Annotated in this window: 20 protein-coding genes; 18 read left to right on the plus strand and 2 right to left on the minus strand. The window is 70.8% G+C overall.

Features of this window, described 5'->3' with window-relative positions; translation table 11 throughout:
* Window positions 1-133: 133 nt before the first annotated feature.
* The 14 genes from nirB (at window position 134) to OVA26_RS05825 (ending at window position 17,927) form a co-directional block, all read left to right on the plus strand.
* A complete protein-coding gene (gene nirB / locus OVA26_RS05760; RefSeq protein WP_268104878.1) occupies window positions 134-2,713 on the plus strand; it encodes a nitrite reductase large subunit NirB in 2,580 nt (859 codons plus the stop codon).
* On the plus strand, window positions 2,710-3,198 hold the full coding sequence (nirD, locus tag OVA26_RS05765; RefSeq protein ID WP_442786051.1) for a nitrite reductase small subunit NirD: 489 nt from the start codon (window positions 2,710-2,712) through the stop codon (window positions 3,196-3,198). Before nirB ends, nirD begins: the two co-directional genes overlap by 4 nt.
* Window positions 3,195-4,466, plus strand: coding sequence for a uroporphyrinogen-III C-methyltransferase (cobA, locus tag OVA26_RS05770; RefSeq protein ID WP_268103380.1), 1,272 nt, complete (start codon window positions 3,195-3,197; stop codon window positions 4,464-4,466). Before nirD ends, cobA begins: the two co-directional genes overlap by 4 nt.
* Window positions 4,463-5,602: a uroporphyrinogen-III synthase gene (locus OVA26_RS05775; RefSeq protein WP_268103381.1), complete on the plus strand. Its 1,140-nt coding sequence runs from the start codon at window positions 4,463-4,465 to the stop codon at window positions 5,600-5,602. Before cobA ends, OVA26_RS05775 begins: the two co-directional genes overlap by 4 nt.
* Entirely contained in the window at window positions 5,599-6,357 is a 759-nt protein-coding gene (locus OVA26_RS05780) for a sirohydrochlorin chelatase (protein ID WP_268103382.1), read from the plus strand. The genes OVA26_RS05775 and OVA26_RS05780 overlap by 4 nt, the downstream gene beginning before the upstream one ends.
* 15 nt (window positions 6,358-6,372) lie before the next feature.
* A complete protein-coding gene (locus OVA26_RS05785; protein ID WP_268103383.1) occupies window positions 6,373-7,389 on the plus strand; it encodes a LacI family DNA-binding transcriptional regulator in 1,017 nt (338 codons plus the stop codon).
* Between the two features lie 169 nt (window positions 7,390-7,558).
* Window positions 7,559-8,896, plus strand: coding sequence for an ABC transporter substrate-binding protein (locus OVA26_RS05790; protein WP_268103384.1), 1,338 nt, complete (start codon window positions 7,559-7,561; stop codon window positions 8,894-8,896).
* Window positions 8,897-8,972: 76 nt separating this feature from the next.
* Entirely contained in the window at window positions 8,973-9,893 is a 921-nt protein-coding gene (locus OVA26_RS05795; RefSeq protein ID WP_268103385.1) for a carbohydrate ABC transporter permease, read from the plus strand.
* Complete coding sequence (locus tag OVA26_RS05800; RefSeq protein ID WP_144782562.1) at window positions 9,893-10,849, plus strand: carbohydrate ABC transporter permease; 957 nt, start codon at window positions 9,893-9,895, stop codon at window positions 10,847-10,849. The genes OVA26_RS05795 and OVA26_RS05800 overlap by 1 nt, the downstream gene beginning before the upstream one ends.
* 53 nt (window positions 10,850-10,902) lie before the next feature.
* On the plus strand, window positions 10,903-12,414 hold the full coding sequence (arfA, locus tag OVA26_RS05805; protein ID WP_268103386.1) for an arabinosylfuranosidase ArfA: 1,512 nt from the start codon (window positions 10,903-10,905) through the stop codon (window positions 12,412-12,414).
* A gap of 126 nt (window positions 12,415-12,540) precedes the next feature.
* Window positions 12,541-14,163, plus strand: coding sequence for a cell division protein PerM (locus OVA26_RS05810; protein WP_268103387.1), 1,623 nt, complete (start codon window positions 12,541-12,543; stop codon window positions 14,161-14,163).
* Window positions 14,164-14,303: 140 nt separating this feature from the next.
* Window positions 14,304-14,903 carry a phosphoribosylglycinamide formyltransferase gene (gene purN / locus OVA26_RS05815; protein WP_268103388.1) on the plus strand — a complete coding sequence of 200 codons (600 nt, stop codon included), beginning with the start codon at window positions 14,304-14,306 and terminating at the stop codon, window positions 14,901-14,903.
* A gap of 65 nt (window positions 14,904-14,968) precedes the next feature.
* A complete protein-coding gene (gene purH, locus OVA26_RS05820) occupies window positions 14,969-16,579 on the plus strand; it encodes a bifunctional phosphoribosylaminoimidazolecarboxamide formyltransferase/IMP cyclohydrolase (protein WP_268103389.1) in 1,611 nt (536 codons plus the stop codon).
* 394 nt (window positions 16,580-16,973) lie between these two features.
* Window positions 16,974-17,927, plus strand: coding sequence for a DMT family transporter (locus OVA26_RS05825; RefSeq protein ID WP_268103390.1), 954 nt, complete (start codon window positions 16,974-16,976; stop codon window positions 17,925-17,927).
* On the opposite strand, the gene OVA26_RS05830 is transcribed toward OVA26_RS05825, so the two are convergent.
* Complete coding sequence (locus OVA26_RS05830; protein ID WP_268103391.1) at window positions 17,908-18,426, minus strand: DUF1697 domain-containing protein; 519 nt, start codon at window positions 18,424-18,426, stop codon at window positions 17,908-17,910. The genes OVA26_RS05825 and OVA26_RS05830 overlap by 20 nt on opposite strands.
* A gap of 115 nt (window positions 18,427-18,541) precedes the next feature.
* Window positions 18,542-19,969: a dihydrolipoyl dehydrogenase family protein gene (locus OVA26_RS05835; protein ID WP_268103392.1), complete on the minus strand. Its 1,428-nt coding sequence runs from the start codon at window positions 19,967-19,969 to the stop codon at window positions 18,542-18,544.
* Between the two features lie 143 nt (window positions 19,970-20,112).
* Between OVA26_RS05835 and OVA26_RS05840 the strand changes: the two genes are divergently transcribed.
* From OVA26_RS05840 to OVA26_RS05855, 4 genes are all read left to right on the plus strand, one after another.
* Complete coding sequence (locus tag OVA26_RS05840; protein WP_268103393.1) at window positions 20,113-21,732, plus strand: AlkA N-terminal domain-containing protein; 1,620 nt, start codon at window positions 20,113-20,115, stop codon at window positions 21,730-21,732.
* Window positions 21,729-22,226 (plus strand): methylated-DNA--[protein]-cysteine S-methyltransferase, encoded by a 498-nt coding sequence (locus OVA26_RS05845; protein WP_268103394.1) that lies wholly within the window; start codon window positions 21,729-21,731, stop codon window positions 22,224-22,226. The genes OVA26_RS05840 and OVA26_RS05845 overlap by 4 nt, the downstream gene beginning before the upstream one ends.
* Window positions 22,227-22,521: 295 nt before the next feature.
* The gene (locus OVA26_RS05850) at window positions 22,522-24,387 is read left to right on the plus strand and encodes an ABC transporter ATP-binding protein (protein WP_268103396.1); all 1,866 of its coding nucleotides are present in this window, start codon (window positions 22,522-22,524) and stop codon (window positions 24,385-24,387) included.
* On the plus strand, window positions 24,384-26,201 hold the full coding sequence (locus tag OVA26_RS05855) for an ABC transporter ATP-binding protein (protein ID WP_268103398.1): 1,818 nt from the start codon (window positions 24,384-24,386) through the stop codon (window positions 26,199-26,201). Before OVA26_RS05850 ends, OVA26_RS05855 begins: the two co-directional genes overlap by 4 nt.
* Window positions 26,202-26,375: the final 174 nt, after the last annotated feature.

A 26,375-nucleotide genomic window follows, 5' to 3' on the forward strand; every position in this document is an offset into this window, starting at 1 on the left:
CGGGGGTAACGCGGGCGCGAGGGCGGGGGAAACCTCGGCTGCCTAGCGTCGGGGCATGGCCCGCTCGAACCCCGCAATCGGAACGAAACACGCCGCTGACGCGTCGGCAAAGTCCGCCGCGTACGGTGACGGCATGCTCCACCCCGCTCCATCCGGATCCGTCGTGGTCGTGGGTGCGGGAATGGTGGCCCACCGCTTCGTCGAGAGCCTCACCAGCCGCGACACCGAGGGCCACTGGTCGGTCACGGTGTTGGGCGACGAGGCCCGCGGGCCGTACGACCGCGTGGGCCTGACCGGCATCTTCAGCGGCAAGACCCCCGACGACCTCGCCCTCGATCCCGCGGTACTCGCCCACGAGCGGGTGCGGGTGAAGACCGACGCCCGCGTCACGAAGATCGACCGCGCGGCGCGCACCGTCACCACGGCGGGCGGCTCGACCCACGCGTACGACCGCCTCGTGCTGGCGACCGGGTCGTTCGCCGCCCGTCTTGCTCTCGACGGCTTCGACCACCAGGGGTGTTTCGTCTACCGCACGCTCGACGACGTTGCCGGCATGCGCGCCTGGGTCGCGAAGCGCTCGGCCCAGCTCGGCCGCCCCCTGCGCGGAGCGGTCGTCGGCGGCGGTCTGCTCGGACTCGAAGCCGCGGGAGCCCTGCAGGCCGAGGGCGTCTCACCCTTCGTGCTGCAGTCGAACGAGCGTCTGATGTCGGCCCAGCTCGACCTGGGCGGGGCGCGCACCCTGCAGCGGCTCATCGAAGCGCGCGGCATCGAGGTGCGCACGAGCTCGGTGACGACCCGGGTGGATGCCGACAAGACCGGCGCCGTGTGCGGCCTCGAGCTGCGCGACGGCACGTGGGAGGCCGTCGACATCGTCGTCTTCACGGTCGGCGTCCGGCCCCGCGATGAGCTCGCCCGTGCCGCCGAGCTGCGGGTCGACGCCCGCGGCGGCGTCGTGATCGACGAGGGCTGCGACACCTCGGACCCCACGATCATGGCGATCGGTGAGGTCGCGAGCTTCGACGGGCAGTGCATCGGCCTCGTCGCCCCCGGCTACGCGATGGCCGAGGTCGCCGCGACCCGCCTGCTCGGCGGCGAGGCGGCCTTCCCCGGTTTCGACACCTCGGCCAAGCTCAAGCTCTCGGGCGTCGAGGTCGCGAGCTTCGGCGACGCGTTCGCCGAGACGCCGAACGCCCTCGACGTCACCTACGCCGACCCGGTGTCGGGCGTCTACAAGAAGCTCGTGCTGAGCGACGACGCGCAGACGCTTCTCGGCGGCATCCTGGTCGGCGACGCCTCGGCGTACACCTCGCTGCGTCCGCTGGTCGGTCGCGCGCTCGGCAGCGACCCCGCTGCCTACCTCATGCCCTCCGATCTCGCCCCGGCCCCGCAAGGCGACCTGCCCGCCGACGCGATCGTCTGCTCGTGCAACGGCGTCACCGCCGGAACCGTGCGCGAGGCCGTCACCGAGCACCAGTGCGCGGATGCCGCCGAGGTCAAGGCCTGCACCAAGGCCGGGGCCGCGTGCGGCTCGTGCTTCACGCTCGTGAAGAAGCTCGTGGCGACCGAGCTCGCGGCATCCGGAAAAGAAGTCTCGAACGGACTGTGCGAGCACTTCTCGTTCACCCGGGCGCAGCTGTTCGACGCCGTCCGAGTGTCGGGGCTGCGCACCTTCACCTCGATCGTCGAGCGCTTCGGCACCGGCCGCGGCTGCGACATCTGCAAGCCAGCCCTCGCGAGCATCCTCGCCAGCCTCTACTCGGGGCACGTGCTCGACGGCGAGCTCGCGACCATGCAGGACACCAACGACCACGTGATGGCCAACATCCAGCGCGACGGCAGCTACAGCGTCGTCCCGCGCATTCCCGGCGGCGAGATCACGCCCGAGGGTCTGGTGGTGATCGGCGAGGTCGCGCGCGACTTCGGGCTCTACACGAAGATCACCGGCGGACAGCGGATCGACCTGTTCGGTGCCCGCCTCGACCAGCTGCCCGACATCTGGAAGCGCCTCGTCGACGCCGGCTTCGAATCCGGACACGCCTACGGCAAGTCGCTGCGCACCGTGAAGTCGTGCGTCGGCTCGACCTGGTGCCGCTACGGCGTGCAGGACTCGGTCGGCATGGCCGTGCAGCTCGAGCTGCGCTACCGGGGCCTGCGCTCGCCGCACAAGCTGAAGTTCGGCGTCTCGGGCTGCGCGCGCGAATGCGCCGAGGCCCGCGGCAAGGACATCGGGGTGATCGCGACCGAGGCCGGGTGGAACCTCTACGTCGGCGGCAACGGCGGCTTCACCCCGCGCCACGCGATGCTGTTCGCCGAGGGCCTCGACGACGAGGGGCTGTTGCGGGCGATCGACCGGTTCCTCATGTTCTACATCCGCACCGCCGACCGGCTGCAGCGCACCGCGCCCTGGGTCGAGGAGTACGAGGGCGGCCTCGACGCGCTGAAGGGCGTCGTGTTCGACGACACGCTCGGCATCGCCGACGATCTCGACCGGGCCATGGCATCCCATATCGACGCCTACGAAGACGAGTGGGCCGCGACCCTCGCCGACCCCGGGAAGCTCAAGCGCTTCCAGAGCTTCGTCAACGCGCCCGAGAAGGCCGACCCCTCGCTCGCCTACGTCGCCGAGCGCGGCCAGGCCCGACCCGCCACGGCCGAGGAGCGCGCGTCGGGCGCGGTGCTCATCGGCGGCACGACGCTGGCGGTGCGGTCATGACCCTGATGCAGGCGACTCCGGATGCCGGGAACCCGGCCATGACGTCGGGTTCGGCCGGCGCTCCCGACGGGCCGGCGGCACAGGGCTGGATCCGCGTCTGCCGCGTCGACGACCTGCTCGTGGAGCGCGGGGCAGCGGCCCTGCTCGGCGGTCGGCAGATCGCGCTGTTCCGCACGTTCGACGGCCGCATCTTCGCGACCGACCAGATCGACCCGTTCAGCGGGGCGGCCGTGCTCTCGCGCGGGATCGTCGGCGATCGCGGGGGAGTGCCCACCGTCGCCTCGCCCATGTACAAGCAGGTGTTCGACCTCCGCACGGGAGCCTGCCTCGACACGCAGGGCAAAGAGTCGCTGACCGTGACCGTGCACCCCGTCGCGGTCGCCGGCGGGGATGTGTTCGTGAAGCTCGTGACCGGCTCGGTGCCGGCGGGCAGCGCGCACGCCGACCCCGCGCACGCTGCACCCGCAGAAGGAGACGCCCGATGATCGCTCTCGCAGGACTCGACCTCACCGACAAGCTCGTCGTGTGCGTGGGCGGCGGCTCCGTCGCCGAGAAGCGCATCGCTCGACTGCGCGCCGCCGGCGCCCGGGTGCGGATGGTCGCCCCCGTGGTGACGCCGGGGCTCGCCGCGCTCGCCGCCGCGGGTGACATCGAGTGGCACGCCAGGGGATTCGCCGACACCGACCTCGACGACGCCTGGTTCTGCCACACGGCCACGGGCGCGGCATCCGTCGACGCCGCCGTCGTCGCCGCAGCCGAAGCGCGCCGCGTGTGGTGCGTCAACGCGGGCCACGGCGGCAAGGGCACCGCGCGCCTCGCCGCCGAGACCACGAGCGGCGACGTCATGGTCGGCGTCGTCTCCGCCGCGGGAGCCGACCCCCGCCGCAGCGTCGCCGTGCGCGACGCCATCGCCCAGCGCCTCGCCGAAGGCGCCCTTCCGCTCCGCCGCCGACGTCGCCCGCTCGTGGGGAGCGTGGCCCTCGTCGGCGGCGGTCCCGGCCCGGTCGATCTGCTGACGGTGCGCGCCCGCGCGCTGCTGGCCGAGGCCGACGTCGTCGTGCACGACCGGCTCGGACCCACCGGCGTGCTCGCCGAACTCGGTGACGACGTCGAGCTGATCGACGTGGGCAAGCGGCCGCAGCACCACCCGGTGCCGCAGCACGAGATCAACGCGATCCTCGTCGACCGCGCGGCTCGCGGGCTGCGCGTCGTCCGACTCAAGGGCGGCGACCCGTTCGTCTACGGCCGCGGCGGCGAAGAGGTCATCGCGTGCCGCGGGGCCGGCATCGCGGTCGAGGTCGTGCCCGGTATCTCGAGCGCGATCGCCGTTCCCTCATCCGCGGGCATTCCCGTGACGCACCGGGGCGTCGCCGGTACCCTGCATGTCGTGAACGGTCAGGACACCCCGAGCGAAGCGACCCTCGCCGCCCTGCGCGACGACAGTGCCACGGTCGTCGCGCTGATGGGTGTCAGCGCCTTGCCGCGCTTCGTCGCCGCGGCCCGCGCTGCCGGTGCTCCTGAGACGCGCCCCGCCGCCTTCGTCGAGAACGGCCACACGCCCGCTCAGCGTACGATCCGCACCACGCTCGGGACGGCGATGGCGGATGCCGAGACCCACCGCCTCGCGAACCCCGCGGTGCTGGTGTTCGGTGAGGTCGCTCGGGCCGACCTGCTGCTGCCGGTCGCGACGCCCGCGGCGGCTCAGGCGCCCGCGGCATCGGGCGCGGTCGCCCGGAGCGAGGGCATCGGGTGACCACACCCGCGCGGACGATCAGCACGGTGCTCCAGGGGTGCACCGTGCTGCTTCCCGTCGATCGACGGTCGGGGGAGCTGTCGGCAGCGCTCGAGCGGCACGGAGCGCGCGTGCGCGTCGCTCCGGCGCTCACGATCGTCCCGCACGTCGACGACGACGAGCTGATCGCGCAGACGCGGTCGCTGGTGGACGATCCGCCCGACGTCGTCGTGGCCACCACCGGCGTGGGGTTCCGCGCGTGGATGGAGACCGCTGACGAGGCGGGCCTGCACGACGCTCTGGCGCCCGTGCTCGACGGTGCACGGATCGTCGCGCGCGGTCCCAAGGCGCGCGGGGCGATCCAGCAGGCCGGGTTCGAGGCCGACTGGGTCGCCGAGAGCGAGACGGCCGCCGAGCTGCGCGACTTCCTCGTGGCCGAGGGCATCGAGGGACTGCACGTCGCGGTCCAGCACCACGGCTCCGGCGCCGACGGCCTCGACGAGGCGTTCGAGGCGGCCGGCGCGCGCGTGACCAGCCTCACGATCTACCGCTGGGGTCCGCCGCCCGACCCCGAGGTCGTCGCCGCGTCGACCCAGCAGGTGGCGCGCGGGGAGATCGACGCGGTGCTGTTCACCTCGGCCCCCGCCGCGCGCGAGTGGATCCTCGCCGCAGAGCGGGCCGACGCGCTCGACGGAGTGGCCTCGCGAGTGGCCCGCGGGCACGCGCTCGTCGCCGCTGTCGGGCCCATCACCGCGGGTCCCCTCCTCGAGGTGGGCATCACCCCGCTCATCCCCGACCGCGGGCGACTCGGCGCGCTCGTGCGCGCGGTCGTGACGCACTACGGCGGGGCGGACGCGGCGCTCATTCCCACGACGGTCGGGCGTCTCGGCATCCGCTCATCGGGGATCGTGCTCGACGGGGATTTCACGCCCCTGCCGCGTACCGGAGTCGAGATCCTGCGGGCGCTCGCCAAGAACCCCGGGGCGGTCGTCTCGCGCGCCGACCTGATCGCCGCGCTGTCGAGCGCGGAGGCGAGTGGCCACGCTGTCGAGGTGGCGGTGGCCCGCACGCGCGAGGCGCTCGGCGGGCTCGACCTGATCCGTACCGTCTACAAGCGCGGATACCGGCTCGACGTGATCGATGAGGAGGACGCATGACCGCCGTACTGATCGCCTGCGCCCACGGCACGAGGTTCGAAGAAGGCCGCGTCGTGGTGCGCGAGCTGCTCGAGGTGCTGCGCGCGACAGCTCCCGCTGACGTCGAGGTGCACGAGGCCTACGTCGACGTGCACGGTCCGTACGTCACCGACGTGGTCGCCGCAGCCCGCGAACGCACCGACGACATCGTCATCGTGCCGTTGCTGCTCTCGACCGGCTACCACACCGAGGTCGACCTGGTGGAGGCCGCCGACGGACTGCCCGTCGCCCCCGCACTCGGACCCCACCCGGTGCTGGCCGAGATCCTCGCCGATCGCGTGCGCGCCGCCGGAGCCGGTCCCGACGACACCGTCGTGCTCGCCGCGGCCGGGTCCACCCGCCCGGGCGCCGTGGTCGACGTCGAACGCATGGCGGAGCTGATGACGGATGCCGGGGTCACCGGTCCCGTCGTCACGGCCTACGCCGCGGCATCCGATCCCCGCATTTCGGATGCCGTGGCGACGGCACGCGCGGACGGTCGCCGCACGGTCGCCGCGAGCTACGTGCTCGCTCCGGGGCACTTCTCGCGCGTGATCGAGAAGGCGGGTGCCGACCTGACTACCGCCCCGATCGGTGCCGACCCGCGCCTGGCGACGGTGGTGTGGGAGCGGTGGCGCGATGCGCGTGTGCAGCTTTCGTTGCAGACGGTCGCGCACAATGGCGAGAGCCGACCCGTCGCACGGTGGCGAAGCGGCCTGTACAACGTTGTACAGTGAGCCCATGGAGATCCGATGACGGCCACCCTGCATGACGTCGCGCGGCTGGCTTCGGTGTCGATCAAGACCGTCTCGAACGTCATCAACGATCGGCCGAACATCCGCCCCGCCACGCGCGAACGGGTCGAGCAGGCCATCGCCGAGCTGGGCTACACGCCCAACCTGACCGCGCGCAATCTACGCAGCGGACGCACGGGTGCCATCGCCCTCGCCGTGCCCGATCTGGCGTTGAGCTACTTCGCCGAGCTCGCCGCGATCGTCATCGCCGAGGCCGAACGGCGAGGTGTGGTCGTGCTCGTCGAGCAGACCGGCGGCGACCGGGAGCGCGAGATCGAGCTGCTGCGCTCGCCGCGGCTGAAGCTCACCGACGGGCTCATCTTCAGCCCTCTCGGAATGGGGCAGGACGACGTCGATCGGCTCGAGGTGACCTACCCGATGGTGCTGCTGGGTGAGCGCATCTTCGACGGGCCGACCGACCACGTGACCATGCGCAACGTCGACGCCGCGCGCGACGCGACGCGATTCCTGCTGAAGAGCGGGCGTCGGCGCATCGCCCTCGTGGGCGCTCACGACGGCGAGGTCATCGGCTCGGCCGGACTCCGCCTGAAGGGATATCGCGAGGCGCTCGACGAGGCGGGGGTCGCGTACGACGACGACATCGTCGGGTACACGACCATGTGGCATCGCGCCAACGGAGCCGATTCGATGCGCGAGTTGCTGCGCCGAGGCGTCGACTTCGACGCCGTCCTCGGGCTCAACGACACTCTCGCGCTGGGTGCCATGAGGGCCCTGCAGGAGGCAGGGCGACTCGTGCCCGACGACGTCTGGGTGGTGGGCTTCGACGACCTCGACGAGGCGCAGTATTCGATCCCGTCGCTCACGACCATCGATCCGGGCCAGGACTGGATCGCGCGGACAGCGGTCGAGACGCTTCTCGCGCGCATCGCCGGGCCCTCGGAGGCGCCGGCTCCGCAGCTGCTTCTCGCCGACTATCGCCTGGTCGAGCGCGAATCGGCGCCCGGCCTGCGCTGAGTCGCAGACGCGGCGCTTGACAGCGCGTCGCCCGACAGGCATCATCCTTTTACAACGTTTACTTCCAACGTTGTAAATCGTGCAGAGCGGCACTCTTCAGGCGCCGGGCTGCGCCGATCCATCTCCGAGAGACACCGGTGTTTCGCACCGCGAGAGGAACACACAGCCCATGAAGAACAAGGTCTTCGCCGGTCTCGGCGTCGTCGCCGTGGCCGCGGCCGCACTGACCGGATGCAGCTCGGCATCCGGGTCCGCCGCTGCCTCGTGCACCAACGAGATCCTGAAGCCGGATGCCACGCAGGTGAGCGTCTGGGCGTGGTACCCGGCGTTCGAGCAGGTCGTCGACCTGTTCAACCAGAACCACGACGACGTGCAGATCTGCTGGACCAACGCCGGGCAGGGCAACGACGAGTACACGAAGTTCTCGACGTCGATCGAGTCGGGCTCGGGAGCCCCCGACGTGATCATGCTCGAATCCGAGGTGCTCTCGAGCTTCTCGATCCGCAACGCGCTCGTCGACCTGTCGGCCTACGGCGCCGCTGACGTCAAGGGCAACTACACCGATGGCGCTTGGAAGGACGCCTCCAGCGGCGACGCGGTCTACGCGATCCCGGTCGACGGCGGTCCGATGGGCATGCTCTACCGCCAGGACATCCTCGACAAGTACGGCATCGCCGCTCCCACCACCTGGGCCGAGTTCGCCGACGCCGCGCAGAAGCTCAAGGACGCCGGAGCCCCCGGAGTCCTCGCCAACTTCCCGCCCAACGGTCGCGCGTTCACGCAGGCCCTGTTCGCCCAGGCGGGCTCGAAGCCGTTCACCTACGACAGCGCCGCCCCCACCGACATCGGCATCGACGTCAACGACCAGGGGTCGAAGGACGTGCTCGAGTACTGGCAGAAGCTCACGTCGAAGGGCCTGGTCGCCACTGACGAGGCGTTCACCGCCGACTACAACACCAAGCTGGTCGACGGCACCTACGCCATCTACGTCGCGGCCGCGTGGGGCCCCGGCTATCTGCAGGGACTGGAGGGCACCGACGACAGCGCCACGTGGCGCGCGGCCCCCATCCCGCAGTGGGACCCCGCGAAGCCCGTGCAGGTCAACTGGGGCGGCTCGACCTTCGCGGTCACGAGCCAGGCGAAGGACAAGGCGGCTGCGGCGACCGTCGCCAAGGAAGTCTTCGGCACGGAAGAGGCGTGGAAGATCGGCATCGAGAAGGCAGCGCTCTTCCCGCTGTGGAAGCCCATTCTCGACTCGGACTACTTCCGTGAGCTCGAATCGCCTTTCTTCGGCGGTCAGCAGATCAACAAAGAGGTCTTCCTGCCCGCGGCCGCAGGCTACAGCGGCTTCACCTTCAGCCCGTTCCAGAACTACGCCTACGACCAGCTCCAGCAGCAGGTCACGGCCGTGACGGTCGACGGCTCGAAGGACGCTTCCGCTGCGCTCGACGACCTCCAGTCGAGCCTCGAGCGGTACGCCACGGAGCAGGGCTTCACGATCAAGTGAGTCCCCGGTGGGCCGACCCGACGGTCGGCCCACCGTCCGCCCCATCCCTCTCGCCACCGTCCCACCGGGAGACCCCATGGCCACGCACACCCTCACGACGCGGTCGCGGTGCCGCGCCACCGGACACGCGCGTCGACAGCGCGTCGGGTGGCTCTTCATCACGCCGTTCCTCGTGATCTTCGCCGCGTTCCTGATCTTTCCTCTCATCTACGCCTTCGGGATGAGCCTGTTCAGCTCGACGCTGGCCACGGGCACCAAATTCGTGGGAGCAGCCAACTACCTGAAGGCCTTCACCGATCCGCTCTTCCTCGGCGGGCTGGGTCGCGTCGCGCTGTACGCGATCGTGATGATCCCGGCTCAGCTGCTCGTCGCGCTCGTCGCCGCCCTCGTGCTCGACACGCTCGGCACCTGGCTGGCGAAGGCGTCGCGCCTGCTGATCTTCGCGCCGTATGCGATCCCCGTCGTCATCGGTGCGCTGATGTGGAGCTTCCTCTACAGCCCCCGCTTCGGCCCGGCCGGCACGATCTTCGGGCTGTTCGGTCTCGACGCCCCCGACTTCCTCGCCAGCAGCGCCATCTTCGGCAGCCTCGTCAACATCGTGACCTGGCAGTGGTCGGGCTACTACATGATCGTCATCTACGCCGCGCTGCGATCGATCGACCCCTCGATCTACGAGGCCGCGCGCGTCGACGGCGCCAGCGGGTTGCAGATCGCGACGCGCATCAAGGTGCCGATGATCGCCTCGTCGATGGTGATGGTCATCACCTTCGCGCTGATCGGAACGCTGCAGTTCTTCACCGAGCCGACGGTCTTGCGCTCGATCGCCTCCGGGGCCTTGCCGGCGGAGTACACGCCGAACATGTACGCGTACGCCCTCGCCTTCAGCTACAGCCAGTTCAACTACGCCTCGACGATCGCCTTCTCGCTCGCGATCGTGGTCTTCATCGGCTCGTTCGGCTTCCTCTTCCTCACCCGCAAGCAGAACGGACTCAAGTGATGGCCGTCCCCACCACCGCGCGAGACGACCGCACGCGCACCATCGTCACCGCCGGCGCGGGTCGCCCCGACCGCTCGGCCCGCCGCGAGGCGCGTCGCAACGCCCGCGTCGCCCAGGGCGGACGCCGCATCGGTTCGCACGTGCTTCTGCTGGTGCTCGCCCTGTACTTCGTCATCCCCATCTGGTGGCTGTTCGTCGCCGCGACCAAGAGCACGGGCGGACTCTTCTCGAGCCCCGCGTTCTGGTTCGACGATCCGACGCAGCTGTTCGCCAACATCGCGGGCCTCTTCGAGCACCAGGGCGGCATCTACTGGACCTGGCTCGGCAACTCGTTCGTCTACTCGTTCGTGTCGGGGGTCGGCGCGACGATCGTGGCCGTGCTCGCCGGCTACGGCTTCGCGAAGTACCGCTTCCGCGGACGGGGGTTCGTATTCGGCATGATCCTCGGGTCGGTCATGGTCCCGCTGACCGCACTGGTCATCCCGCAGTTCATGCTGCTCAGCCAGTACGGCCTCGTGAACACCGGATGGGCCGTCATCCTGCCCTCGCTTCTGAACCCGTTCGCCGTCTACCTCATGCGCGTCTACACGCAGGACACCGTGCCCGATGAGCTGCTCGAGGCCGCGCGCATCGACGGCGCGGGGGAGTGGCGCACGTTCACCACGATCGTCGTCCCCCTGCTGCGCCCCGCGATCGTCACGGTGCTGCTGCTGTCGATCGTGGGCACGTGGAACAACTTCTTCCTGCCGCTCGCGATGCTCACCAACCCCGAGACCCTTCCGGTGACCGTGGGGCTGAACCGCTGGCTCGCGCTGTCGAACGCGGGTGCCGGCGGCGAGCAGGTGTGGAACCTCATCACCTCGGGTGCCTTCATCTCGGTGCTGCCGTTGCTGCTGTCGTTCCTCCTGCTGCAGCGCTACTGGCAGGGCGGCCTGACGCTCGGCAGCGTGAAGTGACGCCCCCGCGCACCCCGACCTCTTCTTCTCGCACGACCACAGAAAGCTCACCCATGCCTGACGCACGTCTCACCATCGACCCCGGATCCGTCATCGGCCCGATCCGGCGCAAGATCTTCGGCGGGTTCGTCGAACACCTCGGCCGCCACATCTACACCGGCATCTTCGAGCCGGGTCACCCGACGGCGGATGCCGAGGGCTTCCGCCAGGACGTCATCGACCTCGTGAAGGAGCTCGGTGTCGACACCATCCGCTACCCCGGCGGCAACTTCGTCTCGGGTTTCCGGTGGGAGGATTCCGTGGGTCCCGTCGAGCAGCGTCCGCGCCGGATCGACCTCGCGTGGCACTCGACCGAGACGAACGAGATCGGCCTGCACGAGTTCTCGTCGTGGCTCGACAAGGTCGGCTCCGACCTCATGATGGCCGTCAACCTCGGCACGCGGGGGACGCTCGAGGCGCTCGACCTGCTCGAGTACTCCAACGCCCACGGCGGCACCGCGCTCAGCGACCAGCGCATCGCCAACGGTCGCTCGGCGCCCTTCGACGTGCGCATGTGGTGCCTCGGGAACGAGATGGACGGCCCGTGGCAGCTGGGCCACCGCTCCGCCGACGATTACGGCAAGATCGCGTCGCAGGCGGCCAAGGCGATGCGCATGTTCGACCCCGACCTGCAGCTCGTGGTCTGCGGCTCGTCGAGCGCTCACATGCCGACCTTCGGCGAGTGGGAGCGGGCCGTGCTCACGCACACTTACGACGACGTCGACCTCATCTCGTGCCACGCCTACTACGAGGAGCGCGGTGGCGACGTCGACAGCTTCCTCGCTTCGGCGGTCGACATGGACGGGTTCATCGAGAAGGTCGTCGCCACGGCCGACCACGTCGGCGCGGTCAAGCAGTCCGCGAAGCGCATCGACATCTCGTTCGACGAGTGGAACGTCTGGTACATCGACCGCTACCACGAGGTCGACAAGCTCTCCGGAGTCGACAACTTCCCCGTCGCCCCGCGCCTGCTCGAAGACTCGTACTCGGTGCTGGATGCCGTCGTCTTCGGCAACCTCATGATCTCGCTCCTCAAGCACGCCGACCGGGTGGCATCCGCTTCTCTCGCCCAGCTGGTCAACGTGATCGCGCCGATCATGACGGAGCCGGGCGGGATCGCGTGGAAGCAGACCACGTTCTTCCCGTTCTCGATCACGTCGCGTCTGGCGCAAGGGGAGGCGCTGCGCCTCGATCTGCAGGCGCCGACCTACACGACCGCGGCGTACGGCGAGGTTCCGCTGGTCGACGCCGTGGCCACGCACGACGCCGAGACCGGCCGGAGCGCGGTGTTCCTCGTGAACCGCTCGACCACCGAGGCCCTCGACGTGACGATCGACGTCTCGGCGCTCGGAGAGATCGCGGTCCTCGAGTCGCACACGCTCGCCGACGACGACCGATCCGCCGCGAACACGCTCGACGATCCCGAGCGCGTCGCGCCGGCACCCAACGAGACGGCGACGATCTCGGCGGGAACCCTCACCGTGACCCTGCCGCCGGTGTCGTGGACGGGCCTGTCGCTCGGATGACACCCGGGTCGTGCGGGCACCCGTTCCGGCGGGTGCCCGCACCTCGAACGCCGACTTCTCCGTGCGGCGGATGCCGCCGCGCCTGAGCGGCGGTCACGCGCGTCGCGGGTAGGGTTCCTCTCGCCCATGCATCGCCTCCTCATCACACTCCTCGCCGCCCTCGACGCCGTCCTGGCGGCCGCGGGTGGCATCGCGGTCGTGCTCGCACCTCTCACGCTGCTCTGGGTCTTCGGAGTCGGCAGCCCCGACTGGGGAGCGCTCTGGCCCGCTGCCGCCGCGGTGTGGCACCTCGGCCACCTCGTCCCCGTGACGATCACGCTGCCCGACGCGTACCTGGCCGTCACCGGCATCGACCCGACCTTCGCGACCTTCACGCTCTCGCTCGCGCCCCTCGCCTTCGCGGCTTTCACCGGGCTCTTCGCTGCCCGCTCGGGGGCACGCGCGGCCGAGGCGGGTGCCGGGCTGACCGGATGGATCTCGGGATCGCTCGTCTTCGCGGCTCTCTCCGCGGGCGTCGCGCTCACCTCGGGCGCAGCCCTCGTGGCATCCGAGACCTGGCTCGCGATCCTCCTGCCCTCTCTGATCTTCCTCGTCCCCTCGCTCATCGGCGCCCTGATCGGCGCGTGGCGCGTGGGCGACGACGGTCCGGTCGACGCCCTGCGCGAGAGGATCGAGCGGATGCCGACCGCCTGGGCGCCCGTGCCCGGACTCGCGCTGCGCGGACTCGCGCTCACCACCCTCGGGCTCGTCGGCGTGGGCGCCGCGGTCGTGGCGGCCGGGCTCATCGCCCGCGCCTCGCAGGTCATCGGCCTCTACCAGGCGAGCAATGCCGACCTCATCGGTGCGACCGTCATCGCGCTCGGTCAACTGTTCTACCTCCCGACCCTCGTGCTCTGGGGCATGTCGTTCGCCGCCGGTCCCGGATTCGCCCTCGGCACCGACACCGCGGTGACCCCGGCCGCGACGCAGGTCGGCGCGCTCCCCGGCATCCCGGTGCTCGGGGCGGTGCCCGACTCGACGTCGTCGTGGCTGCTGCTCCTCGCCCTGCTGCCCATTGCCGTCGGCGCGTTGACGGGGTGGATCCTCCGATCCCGGATGCCGTTCACCACCGGCCCCGAGCCCCTCGGGCCCCGGCTGGTGCTGGCGGTCGCGGTCGCCGCGCTCACCGGCGGGATGGGGGCGCTCGCCGCCGTCGTCTCGTCGGGGTCGATCGGACCCGGCCGGCTCGTCGACACGGGCCCGCAGCCGGGACCGCTCGCGCTGACCCTCGGTCTCGAGGTGCTCGTGGGCCTCGCGATCCTGCTGTTGAGCCCGAGGTTCGGGGCCGACGAGGGTGACGACCGATTCGAGGAGCGCGAGCACCGCGGGTTCTCTTTCGCCGCTCGAGAGCACGTGCCCTTCGACCGTGATGAACACGCGACGGGTCCGACCCCGACGGGGTCCCGGCTCGGGGCGGGGATCGCCCACGACGTGTGGCCGAGCTCGTACCGCGATCCGGATGCCGTGGCGACCGACACCGCGCTCGGGACACGGAGAGGCGCCGCGGACGCCGACACGTCGTCCTCGCGGGCCGGCGCGGGAGTGTCCCTCTCGGTGCCCCTTCCCCCCGCTTCCGATCCGACGCCGTCCGCCCCGGTGACGTCGGCGGAGAGTGCGGGGGCGTCGGACGACCTCACCGACGACGAGGTGCGCGCGCGCATCCGCGCGGCCTGGTCGGAGCACGGCGGAGAGCCCGGCGGCAAGCACTGACGACCACCACTGCGCACCGCGGAGGTTCCCGTGCTCACGGCGACAGGGTCGGTCGGACTGGTCGCTCGGACCGCGCCGCGCCCTCAGGCGTCCTGTCCGGCGGGCCCGCGCGCCCGAGCGCACCTGCGTAGACTGAGCGCGTGCTCACGGTCGCCGTCCTCATCTCCGGCGCCGGCTCGAACCTCCGCGCCCTGCTCGAGGCGGCATCCGCCCCCGACTTTCCGGCGCGCGTGATCGCGGTCGGTGCCGATCGCGAGGCCGACGGCTTCGCCCACGCCGAGCATTTCGGCATCCCGACCTTCCTCGTTCCCTTCAGCGCCTTCGCGTCACGCGAAGAGTGGGGCGCCGAGCTCGGGGCCCAGCTGTCGGTGTGGAACCCCGACCTCGTCGTGCTCAGCGGAATGATGCGTCTGCTCCCCGCCGACCTCGTCGCCGCGTGGGAACCGCGCATCATCAACACCCACCCCGCCTACCTGCCAGAGTTCCCCGGAGCGCACGGCGTGCGAGACGCCCTCGCCGCGGGCGTGACGCAGACCGGCGCGAGCGTGATCGTCGTCGACTCCGGCGTCGACACCGGGCCCATCCTCGCCCAGGAGCGCATCCCCGTGCTCCCCGGCGACGACGAGGACTCGCTGCACGACCGCATCAAGCCCGTCGAACGACGTCTGCTCATCGACGTCGTCCGACGGATCGCCGAAGGCGAGCTCGACCTCGCCGCCGCGGCATCCCGAACAGCCTGACCCGCTCGGCGGGCGCCGGCCCGTCGCGCATCCGAACCCGACTCGAGACACAGGAGCCGAACGCCATGGCCGGACCCCGCCACGACCCCGCCGACTACCGCCCCCGAGACATCGTCCCGATCCGCCGCGCACTGGTGTCGGTGAGCGACAAGACCGGTCTGCTCGAGCTCGGTGCGGCCCTCGCCGCCGCGGGCGTCGAGATCGTCTCGACCGGCGGCTCGGCCACCCTCCTCCGCGACGCCGGATACGCCGTCACGGACGTCTCGTCGGTGACCGGCTTCCCCGAGTCGCTCGACGGACGCGTCAAGACCCTGCACCCGAGCGTGCACGCGGGCCTCCTCGCCGACCTGCGTCTGGCCTCGCACGAGGCGCAGCTCGAAGAGCTCGACATCCGCCCCTTCGAGCTCGTCGTCGTGAACCTCTACCCGTTCGTCGAGACCGTGGCATCCGGTGCCGAGGGCGACGATGTCGTCGAGCAGATCGACATCGGCGGCCCCGCCATGGTGCGCGCCTCGGCGAAGAACCACGCGAACGTCGCGATCGTCGTCTCGCCCGAGTCGTACCCCGCGATCATCGACGCCCTGCAGGCCAGCGGCGGCACGAACCTCGTGCAGCGCCGCGAACTCGCCGCCCGCGCCTTCTCGCACACCGCCGCCTACGACACCGCCGTCTCGACCTGGTTCGCCGAAGGCACCCTCGCCGACGACATCGACCTGCCCGCGCACCTCACCATCCAGGCCGAGCGTCTGTCGACCCTGCGCTACGGCGAGAACTCGCACCAGCGCGCCGCGATCTACACGCGCGTCGGCGGTCACGGCATCGCCCAGGCCACGCAGCTGCAGGGCAAGGAGATGTCGTACAACAACTACGTCGACGCCGACGCGGCCCTGCGCGCCGCCTTCGACATGGTCAAGCCGGCCGTGGCGATCATCAAGCACGCGAACCCCTGCGGTATCGCCGTCGCCGCCCCGAACGCCCTCGACCCGATCGCCTCGGCGCACCTGCGCGCGCACGAGTGCGACCCCGTCTCGGCCTTCGGCGGCGTGATCGCCGCGAACCGGACCGTGACGCTCAAGATGGCCGAGAACCTCCGCGACATCTTCACCGAGGTGATCATCGCGCCCGACTTCGAGCCCGAGGCGCTCGAAGTGTTCAAGCTCAAGAAGAACCTCCGCGTGCTGCGCCTGCCGAACGACTGGCAGCAAGAGCGTATGGACGTCCGCCTCGTGTCGGGCGGCCTGCTGCTGCAGGACGCTGACCGCTTCCCCGACGACATCGAGTCGGTCGCGAAGAACTGGGAGCTCGTCTCGGGTGAGCGCCCCGCCGACGAGGACATGGAGAGCCTCATCTTCGCGTGGAAGTCGTGCCGCGCGGTCAAGTCGAACGCGATCGTGCTCGCGAAGGGCTCGGCCACGGTCGGCATCGGCATGGGCCAGGTCAACCGCGTCGACTCCTGCCGCCTCGCGGTCGAGCGCGCCGGTGACCGCGCCGCCGGCTCCATCGCGGCATCCGACGCCTTCTTCCCCTTCGCCGACGGCCCGCAGGTGCTGATCGACGCCGGCATCTCGGCGATCATCCAGCCCGGCGGGTCGGTTCGGGATGCCGAGGTCGTCGACGCCGCGCGCGCCGCGGGCGTCACGATGTTCTTCACGGGAGAGCGCCACTTCTTCCACTGAGCCGTCGCGCTTCGCACCGCCCTCGTGACCTCGGTCGCGGGGGCGGTGTGGTGTTTCGGGCGGGGGTTGGCCTTGGCCTTGGCCTTGGCCTTGCGTTGGCGGGGCGTTGCGAGGGCTTGCGGGGCGCGGTTTGGGGCGCTTTTTGTCGTTCGGGGCGTGAAATGTCCGCCCCAAACGACGGAATCTGCCCCAAACCCGGTGAGGGGGTTTTCGCCGGGGAGGCGGAGCCGTCTCGGGCTCGGGTGGGCGTCGTTCGGGGTGCGTTCTGTCGTTTGGGGCGTAAAAAATCCGCCCCGACTGACAGAATCCGCCCCAAACCGGCGAGGGCGGCCGCAGTCCACGCGGGGGTGAGTGGACCGCGCGAGCGCGGCGCCCGATCTCGCAGGGTGGGGGGATGCAGTCGGCATCCGAACACGTCTCGCGGCGCGGCCTCGTGTGGGGTGGGCTCGGCGTGCTCGCCTTCTCGTTCACCGTGATCTTCACCCGCGTCGCCGTCGTTCAGCTCGACCCGCTTTTCGTCGGGGCGGGCCGCGCCGTCGTGGCTGCGGCGATCGCGGGGGTCGCGCTTGTGATGACGAGATCCCGGATGCCGTCGCTCGGGCAGGCCGCGCGTCTGGCCATCGTCGGCGGGGGAGTGGTGCTGGGCTTTCCGCTGCTGACCTCGTTCGCCTTGACCTCGGCGCCCGCGAGCCATGGCGCGGTCGTGATCGCGGTGCTTCCCGCCGCCACCGCCGTGGCCGCGGTGCTCCGCACGCGCGAGCGACCGGGCCGCGGGTTCTGGATTGCGGCCGCAATGGGGGCGGTCGTCGCCGTGCTCTTCGCGGTCGGGGGCTCGGGCGGCGAGGGGCTGCGCGCCACCGATCTGCTTATGCTCGGCGCGGTCGTGGCCGCCGCCGTCGGCTACGCCGAGGGCGGGGTTCTGTCGCGCGAGCTCGGCGCGTGGCAGACCATCTCGTGGGCCCTGGTGCTGTCGAGCCCGGTGATGATCGGCCTCACTCTCTTCGCGGGGATCCGCACGCCGATCAACGCTGATCCCGCCGCGTGGGGGTCCTTCGTCTACCTGGCTGTCGTGAGCATGTTCCTCGGGTTCGTCGCCTGGTACCGCGGACTCGCGTTCGGACCCATGGCCCGTGTCAGCCAGCTGCAGCTCGCCCAGCCGGTGCTGTCGTTGGCCTGGGCCGCCCTTGTGCTCGGAGAGCCGCTCACGCTGGGGACCGTCGCGGGCGGTCTGGCCGTCATCGCGTGCGCGGCGATCGCCGCGACGATCCGTCAGCGCTCGACGTGGCCTGCGGCGCCTACCTCGCTCGACGCGACGGATGCCGCTGCGCTCACGCGCTCATCTCGATGAGCTTCGCGACGGTGTTTGCGTTGCGCGCCGTGCCGATGGCGCCGAGCCTTTTCTCGATGTAGCTCGCCTGCACCTTGGACCGCCCGATGCCGTCGGGGTAGCGGACGAACACCTCGCGCCCGTCGACCACAGCCTGCTCGGGCGCGTCGGCCGGGAGCTCGAGAGTGGTCGTGGCGGCGAGTTGGTCGAGGAAGACGGTCTGCACCCACCGCCCCTCCGGATCGGAGGCGAACGGATTGCGGGCGTGCGCATCGGCGAGCTCGGCGTGGGTGCGCACGATGACGGGCAGGTCGAAGCCGAACCCGTCCCGCACCGCCGCGCGCACCGTCTTCGCGATGGTGGCGGAACTGCGCCGCCCCGGGTCGAGTACGAGGTTGCCCGCGACCTGCAGCGTCTCGACCTCACCCAGACCGGCGGATGCCAGCACCTCGCGCAGCGCGGGCATCTTCATCGCCGTGGGTCCACCGACTCCACGGATCAGGGCGACGGAGCGTGACATGAAGCGACCTTATTCCGTGGGGCTCCGTCGGGAGAGGGTGGGGCGACGAGTGAAACGCATCAGGCCACGCCCCGGCCCGGTCGAGCACCGATCGGCGTCTCACGCCCGCCCCGACTCAGGCCGAGTCGCGCCCCAGGGTCTCGAGCAGGCGCAGCCATACTTCGCTGACCGTCGGGTACGAGGGGACGGCGTGCCAGAGCCGTTTGACCGGCACCTCGCCGACGATCGCGATGGTCGCGGAGTGCAGCAGCTCGGCGATGTCGGGGCCGACGAAGGTCGCGCCGACCAGCACGCCCCGATCGAGGTCGACGATCGCACGGGCCTTGCCCACGTAGGCGTCGGACTGCTCGCTCGAGCCGGCGACGCTCGCGAGGTCGTAGTCGAGGACCTCCGCGTTCAGGCCCTTCTCTCCGGCCTTCTTCGCGGTGAGCCCCACCGAGGCCACTTCGGGGTCGGTGAAGGTCACCTGGGGCACCGCGTCGTGATCGGCGGTCGCCACGTGCGCGCCCCACGGCGCGTCGTCGATCTCGTCGCCCTTCGCCCGGGCGGCGATCACGTCGCCGGCCGCGCGAGCCTGGTACTTGCCCTGATGGGTGAGCAGCGCGCGGTGGTTGACGTCGCCGACGGCGTACAGCCAGTCGAAGCCGCGGACGAGGAGGGTGTCGTCGACGTCGAGCCAGGCGCCCGGCGTCAGACCCACGGCATCCACTCCCAGGTCTTGCGTGCGAGGCGTGCGCCCGATCGCGACGAGCACCTCGTCGGCCGTGACCGCCGTGCCGTCGGAGAGCTCGAGCGTGACGCGGCCGTCGTCGTCGCGCCGGGCAGAGGTGGTGTCGGCGCCCGTCTTCACGGTGACCCCGCGGTCGCGGAGCGAGTCGGCGACGAGTTCTCCGGCGAACGGCTCGTTGCCGCCGAGCAGTCCCGAGCGGGCGATGATCGTGACGTCGCTGCCGAGGCTCTGGAACGCGGTGGCCATCTCGGCGCCGACGACCCCGCCGCCGATGATCGCGAGGGATGAGGGGATCTGCTCGACCGCGGTGGCCTCGCGGCTGGTCCACGGCGAGATGTCGGCCAGGCCCGGGATGTCGGGAAGGAGCGCAGCCGACCCGGTGCACACCGCGACCGCGTGGCGCGCGACGAGGTCGGTGATCGTGCCGTCGGCGGCGGTGACGCGGACCGTCTTCTCGCCCCTGAGCGTGCCGTGGCCCCGCACGAGATCGATGCCCGCGCCCTGCAACCACTGCACCTGGCCGGAGTCGTCGTAGTTGCTGGTCATGGTGTCGCGTCGACGCAGTACGGCGGCGATGTCGAGGTCGCCGGTGACCGCCTGCTTCGCGCCGTCGACGTCGCGAGCGGCCCGCAGCGCGGCAGCACTGCGCAGCAGAGCCTTCGACGGCATGCAGGCCCAGTACGAGCACTCGCCGCCGACGAGCTCGGATTCGACGATGGCAGCCGTGAGGCCGGCCTGGACGGCTCGGTCGGCCACGTTCTCGCCGACGGGGCCGGCGCCGATGACGATGAGGTCGTATTCGCGTTCGCTCATGGTGTTCACGGTACCGACGACCTCCGACATCGCATCGGGGTTGCGCCCGGGCGGGTAGAGGGAGAAGTCCGGGGGGCGGGCGTCCCACGGCCGTGTCCGATTTCCGCCAGCCGATGTCGGAGGTCGGTGGCAGGGTGGATGCCATGACCGCCACCGTCCCCCAGATCCCGGGCTTCGCCGAGCGCTACCGCGTCATCCAGTCGCGCGATCGACGCTTCGACGGGCAGTTCGTCACCGCGGTCCGGTCCACGCGCATCTACTGCCGTCCGAGCTGCCCCGCGCGCACGCCGAAGGAAGAGAACGTCACGTTCTACGCCACCTCGGCGGCCGCGCACGAGGCCGGTTATCGCGCGTGCAAGAGATGTCTGCCCGAGGCTGCTCCCGGTTCGCCCCTGTGGGACGTCCGCGGTGACGTCGTGGCGCGCGCCATGCGCCTCATCGCCGACGGTGTCGTCGATCGCGAAGGGGTTCCGGGACTCGCCCGCCGATTGGGCTACTCCTTGCGTCACCTCACGCGCCTGCTCACCGCGGAGCTGGGGGCCGGTCCTCTCGCCCTCGCCCGCGCACACCGGGCCCACACGGCCCGGGCGTTGCTCGTCGGCACCGATCTGTCGTCGGCCGATGTCGCGTTCTCGGCCGGATTCTCGAGCGTCCGACAGTTCACCGACACCATCGGGGAGGTGTTCGGCATGCCGCCACGCGACCTCCGCGCGCGGCGCTCGCGCGACTCGGGGCTCGAAGCCTCGGCGGGCGAGATCGACCTCGCCCTCCCCGTCCGCGGGCCGATCGACACGATCGGTCTGTTCGGATGGATGAGGGCCCACGCGATCCCCGGGGTCGAAGAGGGCGACGATCGGTCGTTCGCGCGGGTCGCGCGTCTTCCGGCGGGGCCGGCGTGGTTCGAGGTGCGTCTCGCCGACGACGGGCGCCTTCGCCTGCGCGCTCGGCTCTCGGCCCTGGCCGACCTGGGCACCCTCATCGCCCGCGTCCGGAGGCTGTTCGACCTCGACGCCGATCCGCTCGCGATCGACGAGGCCCTCGCACGGCATCCCGAACTCGCACCCTCCGTCGCGGCGATCCCGGGCGTCCGGGTGCCCGGGGCGATCGACGCCGACGAGATGCTGCTCCGCGCCATGATCGGGCAGCAGATCAGCGTGGCCTCGGCCCGCACGATGCAGGGGCGTCTGACCGCCGAACTCGGCGAGCAGATCGCCGTCGGTCCCCGGCCGTTCACGCTCTTCCCCTCGCCGGCGGTGATCGCCGAGCGCGGGCTCGAGGTCTTGCGCGGCCCCGCCGCGCGCATGCGGGCGATCGTCGAGACGGCGGCGGCGCTGGCCGACGGCAGCCTCGAGCTCGGCGCCGGCGACGACGGTGCCGAGCAACGGGAGCGGCTCCTGGCGATGCGGGGGATCGGCCCGTGGACCGCCGACTACGTGCGGATGCGCGTGCTCGGCGACCCGGACGTCCTCCTCCCCGGAGACGTGGCCGCCCGCGCCGGTGCGGCGGCCCTCGGCCTCCCCTCCGATCCGGCCGGTTTCACGAGCTGGTCGCAGCGGCTGGCGCCCTGGCGCAGCTACGCGATGGCGCACTACTGGTACGCCGCGCCCGTGACGCAGGCCTGGCGCGCTCCGGCGGAGTCCGGGGCCGCGGTCGCCGCGGCGCCGACCCGCCGGCGAGGCCCCCGCCTCCGCGCCGACATCGTCCTGCCTTCCTCACCCGCACCCGCACCCGCACCCGAGACCGAGAGCGAGAATCTCGCATGACCGCTGCCACCCTCCAGTTCGTCGAGACCCCCGATGGGCCGTTCGCGATCCTCGCCGATGAGGCCGACCGGGTGCTCGTATCCGGCTGGACCGACGACACCGACGCCGTCCTCGCGCGCCTCCGCCCCGAGCGACGACCCGCCGACATCCGCCCTGGCGACACCTCGGCGGCCGAGGCCGTGCGCAGGTACTACAGCGGTGACCTCGCCGCGATCGACGCCGTCGCCGTCTCGCAGTGGGGGACACCCCTCCAGCTCGCCGGGTGGGAGGCGCTGCGAGCGATCGAGGTGGGAACGCCCCTCACCTACACGGGCTTCGCCGCGGCGCTCGGCTCACCGTCCGCCGTGCGGGCGGCGGCGTCCATCTGCGCGCGGAACGCGGTCGCGCTGTTCGTGCCCTGTCATCGCGTGCTGCGCGGCGACGGGTCGATGGGCGGCTTCGCCTGGGGCACGCACGTGAAAGAGAGCCTGCTGGCACGCGAATCCGCCGTCTGACCGGCCCGTCGTCACAAGACGCTCTTGCCTCCAGCGTTTTCTCAGGGATATCCTGGAGGGCTGCCGTCCCCCCGCGGAAGCTTCACCGAACAAGGAGGATGCCATGGACCAGACCGACGCCCCCGTCGCCCCTGTTGCCGCCGCACCCTCCCGTGCTGCACGACCCGGCCGACGCCCCTAGGGCTCCGCGTCCGCGCTCCGGCGCCCCGCTCCGCCCCGATCGACGACCTTCGTCGCGCCCCTGGCACCTCTTTCCGCGCCCGATCCCGGCGCCCGCTTCGACCCCACGAGGATCATGACTCCCTCCACGTCTCCGCCCCGTCTTTCGACACCGCGCGCGCTCGCGCGGCTTCTCCCCATCGCACGGCCCGTGCTCCCGCGTCTCATCGCGGGTGCCGTGACCGCCCTCATCGCGAGCCTCCTGGCGCTGGCGATCCCGCTGGTGCTCGAGCAGATCGTCGCTGGCCCCATCGCCTCTCTCGATCCTGCAGCCCTGGTGTGGGGCTCGCTCGCCGTGCTCGGTCTCGGTCTCGCCGAGGCCGCGATGGTGTGGCTGCGCCGCTGGTTCGTGCTCGCGCCGGCGACCAAGGTCGAGTACGACCTCCGCCAGTCGTTCTACTCGCGTCTGCAGCGTCTGCCCGTCGCGTTCCACGATCGGTGGCAATCCGGCCAGTTGCTCTCGCGCATGATGCAGGACATCAGCATGCTCCGCCGCTGGCTGGCCTTCGGCGTCATCCTCCTCGTCGTCAACATGCTGACGATCGCCATCGGCGCCGTCCTGCTCTTCCGCTGGCACTGGTTGCTCGGCGCCCTGTTCCTCGTCACCTCGGCGCCCGTGATCTACGTCGGCTTCCGCTTCGAGAAGCGCTACGGCGCGCTCACCCGCCAGAGCCAGGACCAGGCCGGAGACCTCGCCACATCCGTGGAAGAGAGCGTCCACGGCATCCGCGTCCTCAAGGCGTTCGGACGGGGCGCACACGCGCTCAAGAAGTTCACCCGCCAGGCCGAGTCGCTGCGCGAGACCGAGATCGACAAAGCCCGCGCCATCGGATGGATCTGGTTCTGGCTGGTCCTTCTGCCCGACATCGCCTTCGCGGTGTGCCTCGGCGCGGGCATCGTGCTGACGCAGCTGGGGCAGCTGCAGGTGCCCGAGCTGGTGGCGTTCTTCGCGATGGCCACGGTGCTGCGATGGCCGATGGAGTCGATCGGCTTCCTGTTCTCGTTCCTCCTCGACGCGCGCACCGCGACCGATCGCATCTTCGAGGTGTTCGACGAGCAGAACACCATCGTCGACCCCGAGAACCCCCGCACGCTCACCGAACCCCGCGGCGAGCTCACGTTCGAGAGCGCCCACTTCCGGTACCAGGATGCCGCCGACACCGAGCGTGACCTGCTCGACGGCGTCGACCTGGTCCTGCACCCCGGTGAGACGATGGCCCTCGTCGGTCTCACGGGTTCCGGAAAGACGACGTTGACGACCCTGCCGGGTCGCCTGTACGACGTCACCGGCGGGCGCGTGCTGATCGACGGCGTCGATGTGCGCGACCTCACACTCGCCGAACTGCGGCGTCACGTCGGTATGGCGTTCGAAGACGCGACGCTGTTCTCGCAGACCGTGCGCGACAACGTGCTGCTGGGTCGAGAAGACCTGACGCCTGGTTCGGACGAAGCCGAGGACATCCTGCGCGAAGCCCTGCAGGTCGCCCAGGCCCAGTTCGTCTACGACCTGCCCGACGGACTCGACACCGTCATCGGCGAAGAGGGGCTCAGCCTCTCGGGCGGACAGCGTCAGCGTCTCGCCCTCGCGCGCGCCGTCGCCGCGCGTCCGGCCGTGCTCGTGCTCGACGATCCGCTGTCGGCACTCGACGTCGACACCGAGGCGCTCGTCGAGGACGCCCTGCGCGAGGTCCTCAGCGAGACGACCGCCCTGGTCGTCGCGCACCGCCCGTCGACGGTCACCCTCGCCGATCGGGTCGCCCTTCTCGAAGAGGGGCGTATCACCGCGGTCGGCACGCACTCCGATCTGCTGCGCGAGAGCGACCACTACCGCTACGTGATCTCGAGCCTCGAAGAGGCCGAGCAGGCCGAACGCGAAGCCCGCACCGGGGCCATTCCCGTCATGACCGATGATGCCCTCGCCGACAAGGAGGCGACCCGATGAGCACCGCCACCGTCTCCGGAACCAGCGGCGAGGACCGCTCCGACTACACACGCGACGAGAGCCGGTCGATCCGCCAGCGTTCGCTGCGCCTCCTCGGCACGCTCGTGTCGCCCCTGCGCTGGCAGCTCGTCCTCGCCGGTGCCGTCCTCGTCGTGTCGACCGCTCTGCGCGTCGCCGGTCCCGCGCTGATCGCCTTCGGTATCGACAACGCCCTGCCCGCCGTCATCGAACGATCAGACTGGATGCCGACCATCGGCGTCGTGGGCGTGTACCTGCTCGCGGGGATCGGCGGTGCCGTCCTCATCGGGTGGTACGTCGTGGTGGCCGCTCGGCTCACGCAGGCGGTCATGCTCGACCTGCGCAAGCGGATCTTCCTGCACACGCAGAAGCTCAGCCTGGAGTTCCACGAGTCGTACACCTCGGGCCGCATCATCTCGCGTCAGACGAGCGACCTCGACACGATCCGCGAGCTGCTCGATGGTGGCCTCAACGAGCTCGTGTCCGGAGTGCTCTACGGCCTGTTCACCCTCGGGGCGCTCTTCCTGATCGACTGGCAGTCGGGGCTGATCCTGACGGTCATGGGAATCCCCATGTACCTGTTGATGCGCTGGTTCTACTCGCGTTCGCAGGTGATCTACCGCGAGTCGCGCGTGATCAGTGCCCAGGTCATCGTGAAGTTCGTCGAGTCGATGACCGGCATCCGCGCGGTGAAGGCGTTCCGCAAGGAGCCCCGCAACGATCAGGAGTTCGGCAAGCTCGCCGCCGACTACCGCGACGTCAACATGCGCTCGATCAAGCTGTTCGGCACGTTCGAGCCCGGGATCATGGCGGTCGCCGCGGTCTCGGTCGCCGTCGTCCTGCTCTGGGGTGGCGGTCGCGTGATCGCCGGTCCCCTCGAGATCGGTGTGCTCACCGCGGCGGTGCTGTACGTGCGCAACTTCTTCTCGCCGCTGCAGGAAGTCGCGTTCTTCCTCAACTCCTACCAATCGGCGACGGCGGCGCTCGAGAAGGTCTCGGGAGTTCTCGAAGAGGAGCCGACGGTTCCCGACCCGACCGACCCCATCGACCTGTGGACCGCGAAGGGGCACGTGCGGTTCGACGAGGTGACCTTCGGGTACTCCGACGACCGCGTCATCCTGCCGCACTTCTCGCTCGACCTCCCGGCGGGGCAGACCGTCGCCCTCGTCGGGACGACGGGTGCCGGAAAGTCGACGCTGGCGAAACTGGTCTCGCGGTTCTACGACCCCTCGAAGGGGGCGGTGACCCTGGACGGGGTCGACCTCCGCCGTCTGCACCCCAAGGATCTGCGGCGCGCGATCGTCATGGTCACGCAGGAGGCGTACCTGTTCAGCGGAACGGTGGCCGACAACATCGCCCTCGGAAAGCCCGACGCGACCATGGACGAGATCCGCGCCGCCGCTCGCGCCGTGGGTGCCGACGCGTTCATCTCGAAGCTGCCCGACGGCTACGACACCGACGTGAACAAGCGCGGTGGCCGCGTCTCGGCGGGTCAGCGTCAGCTGATCTCGTTCGCCCGCGCATTCCTGGCCGACCCGGCCGTTCTGATCCTCGACGAGGCCACGGCCTCTCTCGACATCCCGAGCGAGCGCCAGATCCAGAACGCGCTGCAGACGCTCCTCGCCGACCGCACGGCCATCATCATCGCCCACCGCCTGTCCACGGTGGCGATCGCCGACCGCGTCCTGGTGATGGAGCACGGCCGCATCATCGAGGACGACACCCCCGCCGCCCTGATCGCGGGGACGGGCAAGTTCGCCCAGCTGCACGCCGCCTGGCGCGAGTCCCTCGTCTGAACCGATAGCGCACACCGGATGCCACGTTCCCTCGGGGGCGTGGCATCCGTGTTCCTACAGAACATCACCGGGAGCGCTCTGCGACCGCGCGACGCGTTCGCAGAGCGGCGCCCCTCACCGGGGCACAACGGGTCTACCCGAGAACAGTCAGCGGGTGACAGCGGGTGCGCCCGA

It is taken from the genome of Microbacterium sp. SL62 (assembly GCF_026672635.1).
Taxonomy (GTDB): Bacteria; Actinomycetota; Actinomycetes; order Actinomycetales; family Microbacteriaceae; genus Microbacterium; species Microbacterium testaceum_A.

Excerpts from the sequence above, each read along its gene's own strand:
- OVA26_RS05810 (WP_268103387.1), top strand. The coding sequence starts at position 12,541 with ATGCATCGCCTCCTCATCACACTCCTCGCCGCCCTCGACGCCGTCCTG.
- cobA (WP_268103380.1), top strand. The coding sequence starts at position 3,195 with ATGATCGCTCTCGCAGGACTCGACCTCACCGACAAGCTCGTCGTGTGC.
- purH (WP_268103389.1), top strand. The coding sequence starts at position 14,969 with ATGGCCGGACCCCGCCACGACCCCGCCGACTACCGCCCCCGAGACATC.
- OVA26_RS05795 (WP_268103385.1), top strand. The coding sequence starts at position 8,973 with ATGGCCACGCACACCCTCACGACGCGGTCGCGGTGCCGCGCCACCGGA.
- OVA26_RS05800 (WP_144782562.1), top strand. The coding sequence starts at position 9,893 with ATGGCCGTCCCCACCACCGCGCGAGACGACCGCACGCGCACCATCGTC.
- OVA26_RS05850 (WP_268103396.1), top strand. The coding sequence starts at position 22,522 with ATGACTCCCTCCACGTCTCCGCCCCGTCTTTCGACACCGCGCGCGCTC.
- nirD (WP_442786051.1), top strand. The coding sequence starts at position 2,710 with ATGACCCTGATGCAGGCGACTCCGGATGCCGGGAACCCGGCCATGACG.
- arfA (WP_268103386.1), top strand. The coding sequence starts at position 10,903 with ATGCCTGACGCACGTCTCACCATCGACCCCGGATCCGTCATCGGCCCG.
- OVA26_RS05855 (WP_268103398.1), top strand. The coding sequence starts at position 24,384 with ATGAGCACCGCCACCGTCTCCGGAACCAGCGGCGAGGACCGCTCCGAC.
- OVA26_RS05785 (WP_268103383.1), top strand. The coding sequence starts at position 6,373 with ATGACGGCCACCCTGCATGACGTCGCGCGGCTGGCTTCGGTGTCGATC.
- OVA26_RS05825 (WP_268103390.1), top strand. The coding sequence starts at position 16,974 with ATGCAGTCGGCATCCGAACACGTCTCGCGGCGCGGCCTCGTGTGGGGT.
- OVA26_RS05830 (WP_268103391.1), bottom strand. The coding sequence starts at position 18,426 with ATGTCACGCTCCGTCGCCCTGATCCGTGGAGTCGGTGGACCCACGGCG.
- OVA26_RS05780 (WP_268103382.1), top strand. The coding sequence starts at position 5,599 with ATGACCGCCGTACTGATCGCCTGCGCCCACGGCACGAGGTTCGAAGAA.
- nirB (WP_268104878.1), top strand. The coding sequence starts at position 134 with ATGCTCCACCCCGCTCCATCCGGATCCGTCGTGGTCGTGGGTGCGGGA.
- OVA26_RS05835 (WP_268103392.1), bottom strand. The coding sequence starts at position 19,969 with ATGAGCGAACGCGAATACGACCTCATCGTCATCGGCGCCGGCCCCGTC.
- OVA26_RS05840 (WP_268103393.1), top strand. The coding sequence starts at position 20,113 with ATGACCGCCACCGTCCCCCAGATCCCGGGCTTCGCCGAGCGCTACCGC.
- OVA26_RS05845 (WP_268103394.1), top strand. The coding sequence starts at position 21,729 with ATGACCGCTGCCACCCTCCAGTTCGTCGAGACCCCCGATGGGCCGTTC.
- OVA26_RS05790 (WP_268103384.1), top strand. The coding sequence starts at position 7,559 with ATGAAGAACAAGGTCTTCGCCGGTCTCGGCGTCGTCGCCGTGGCCGCG.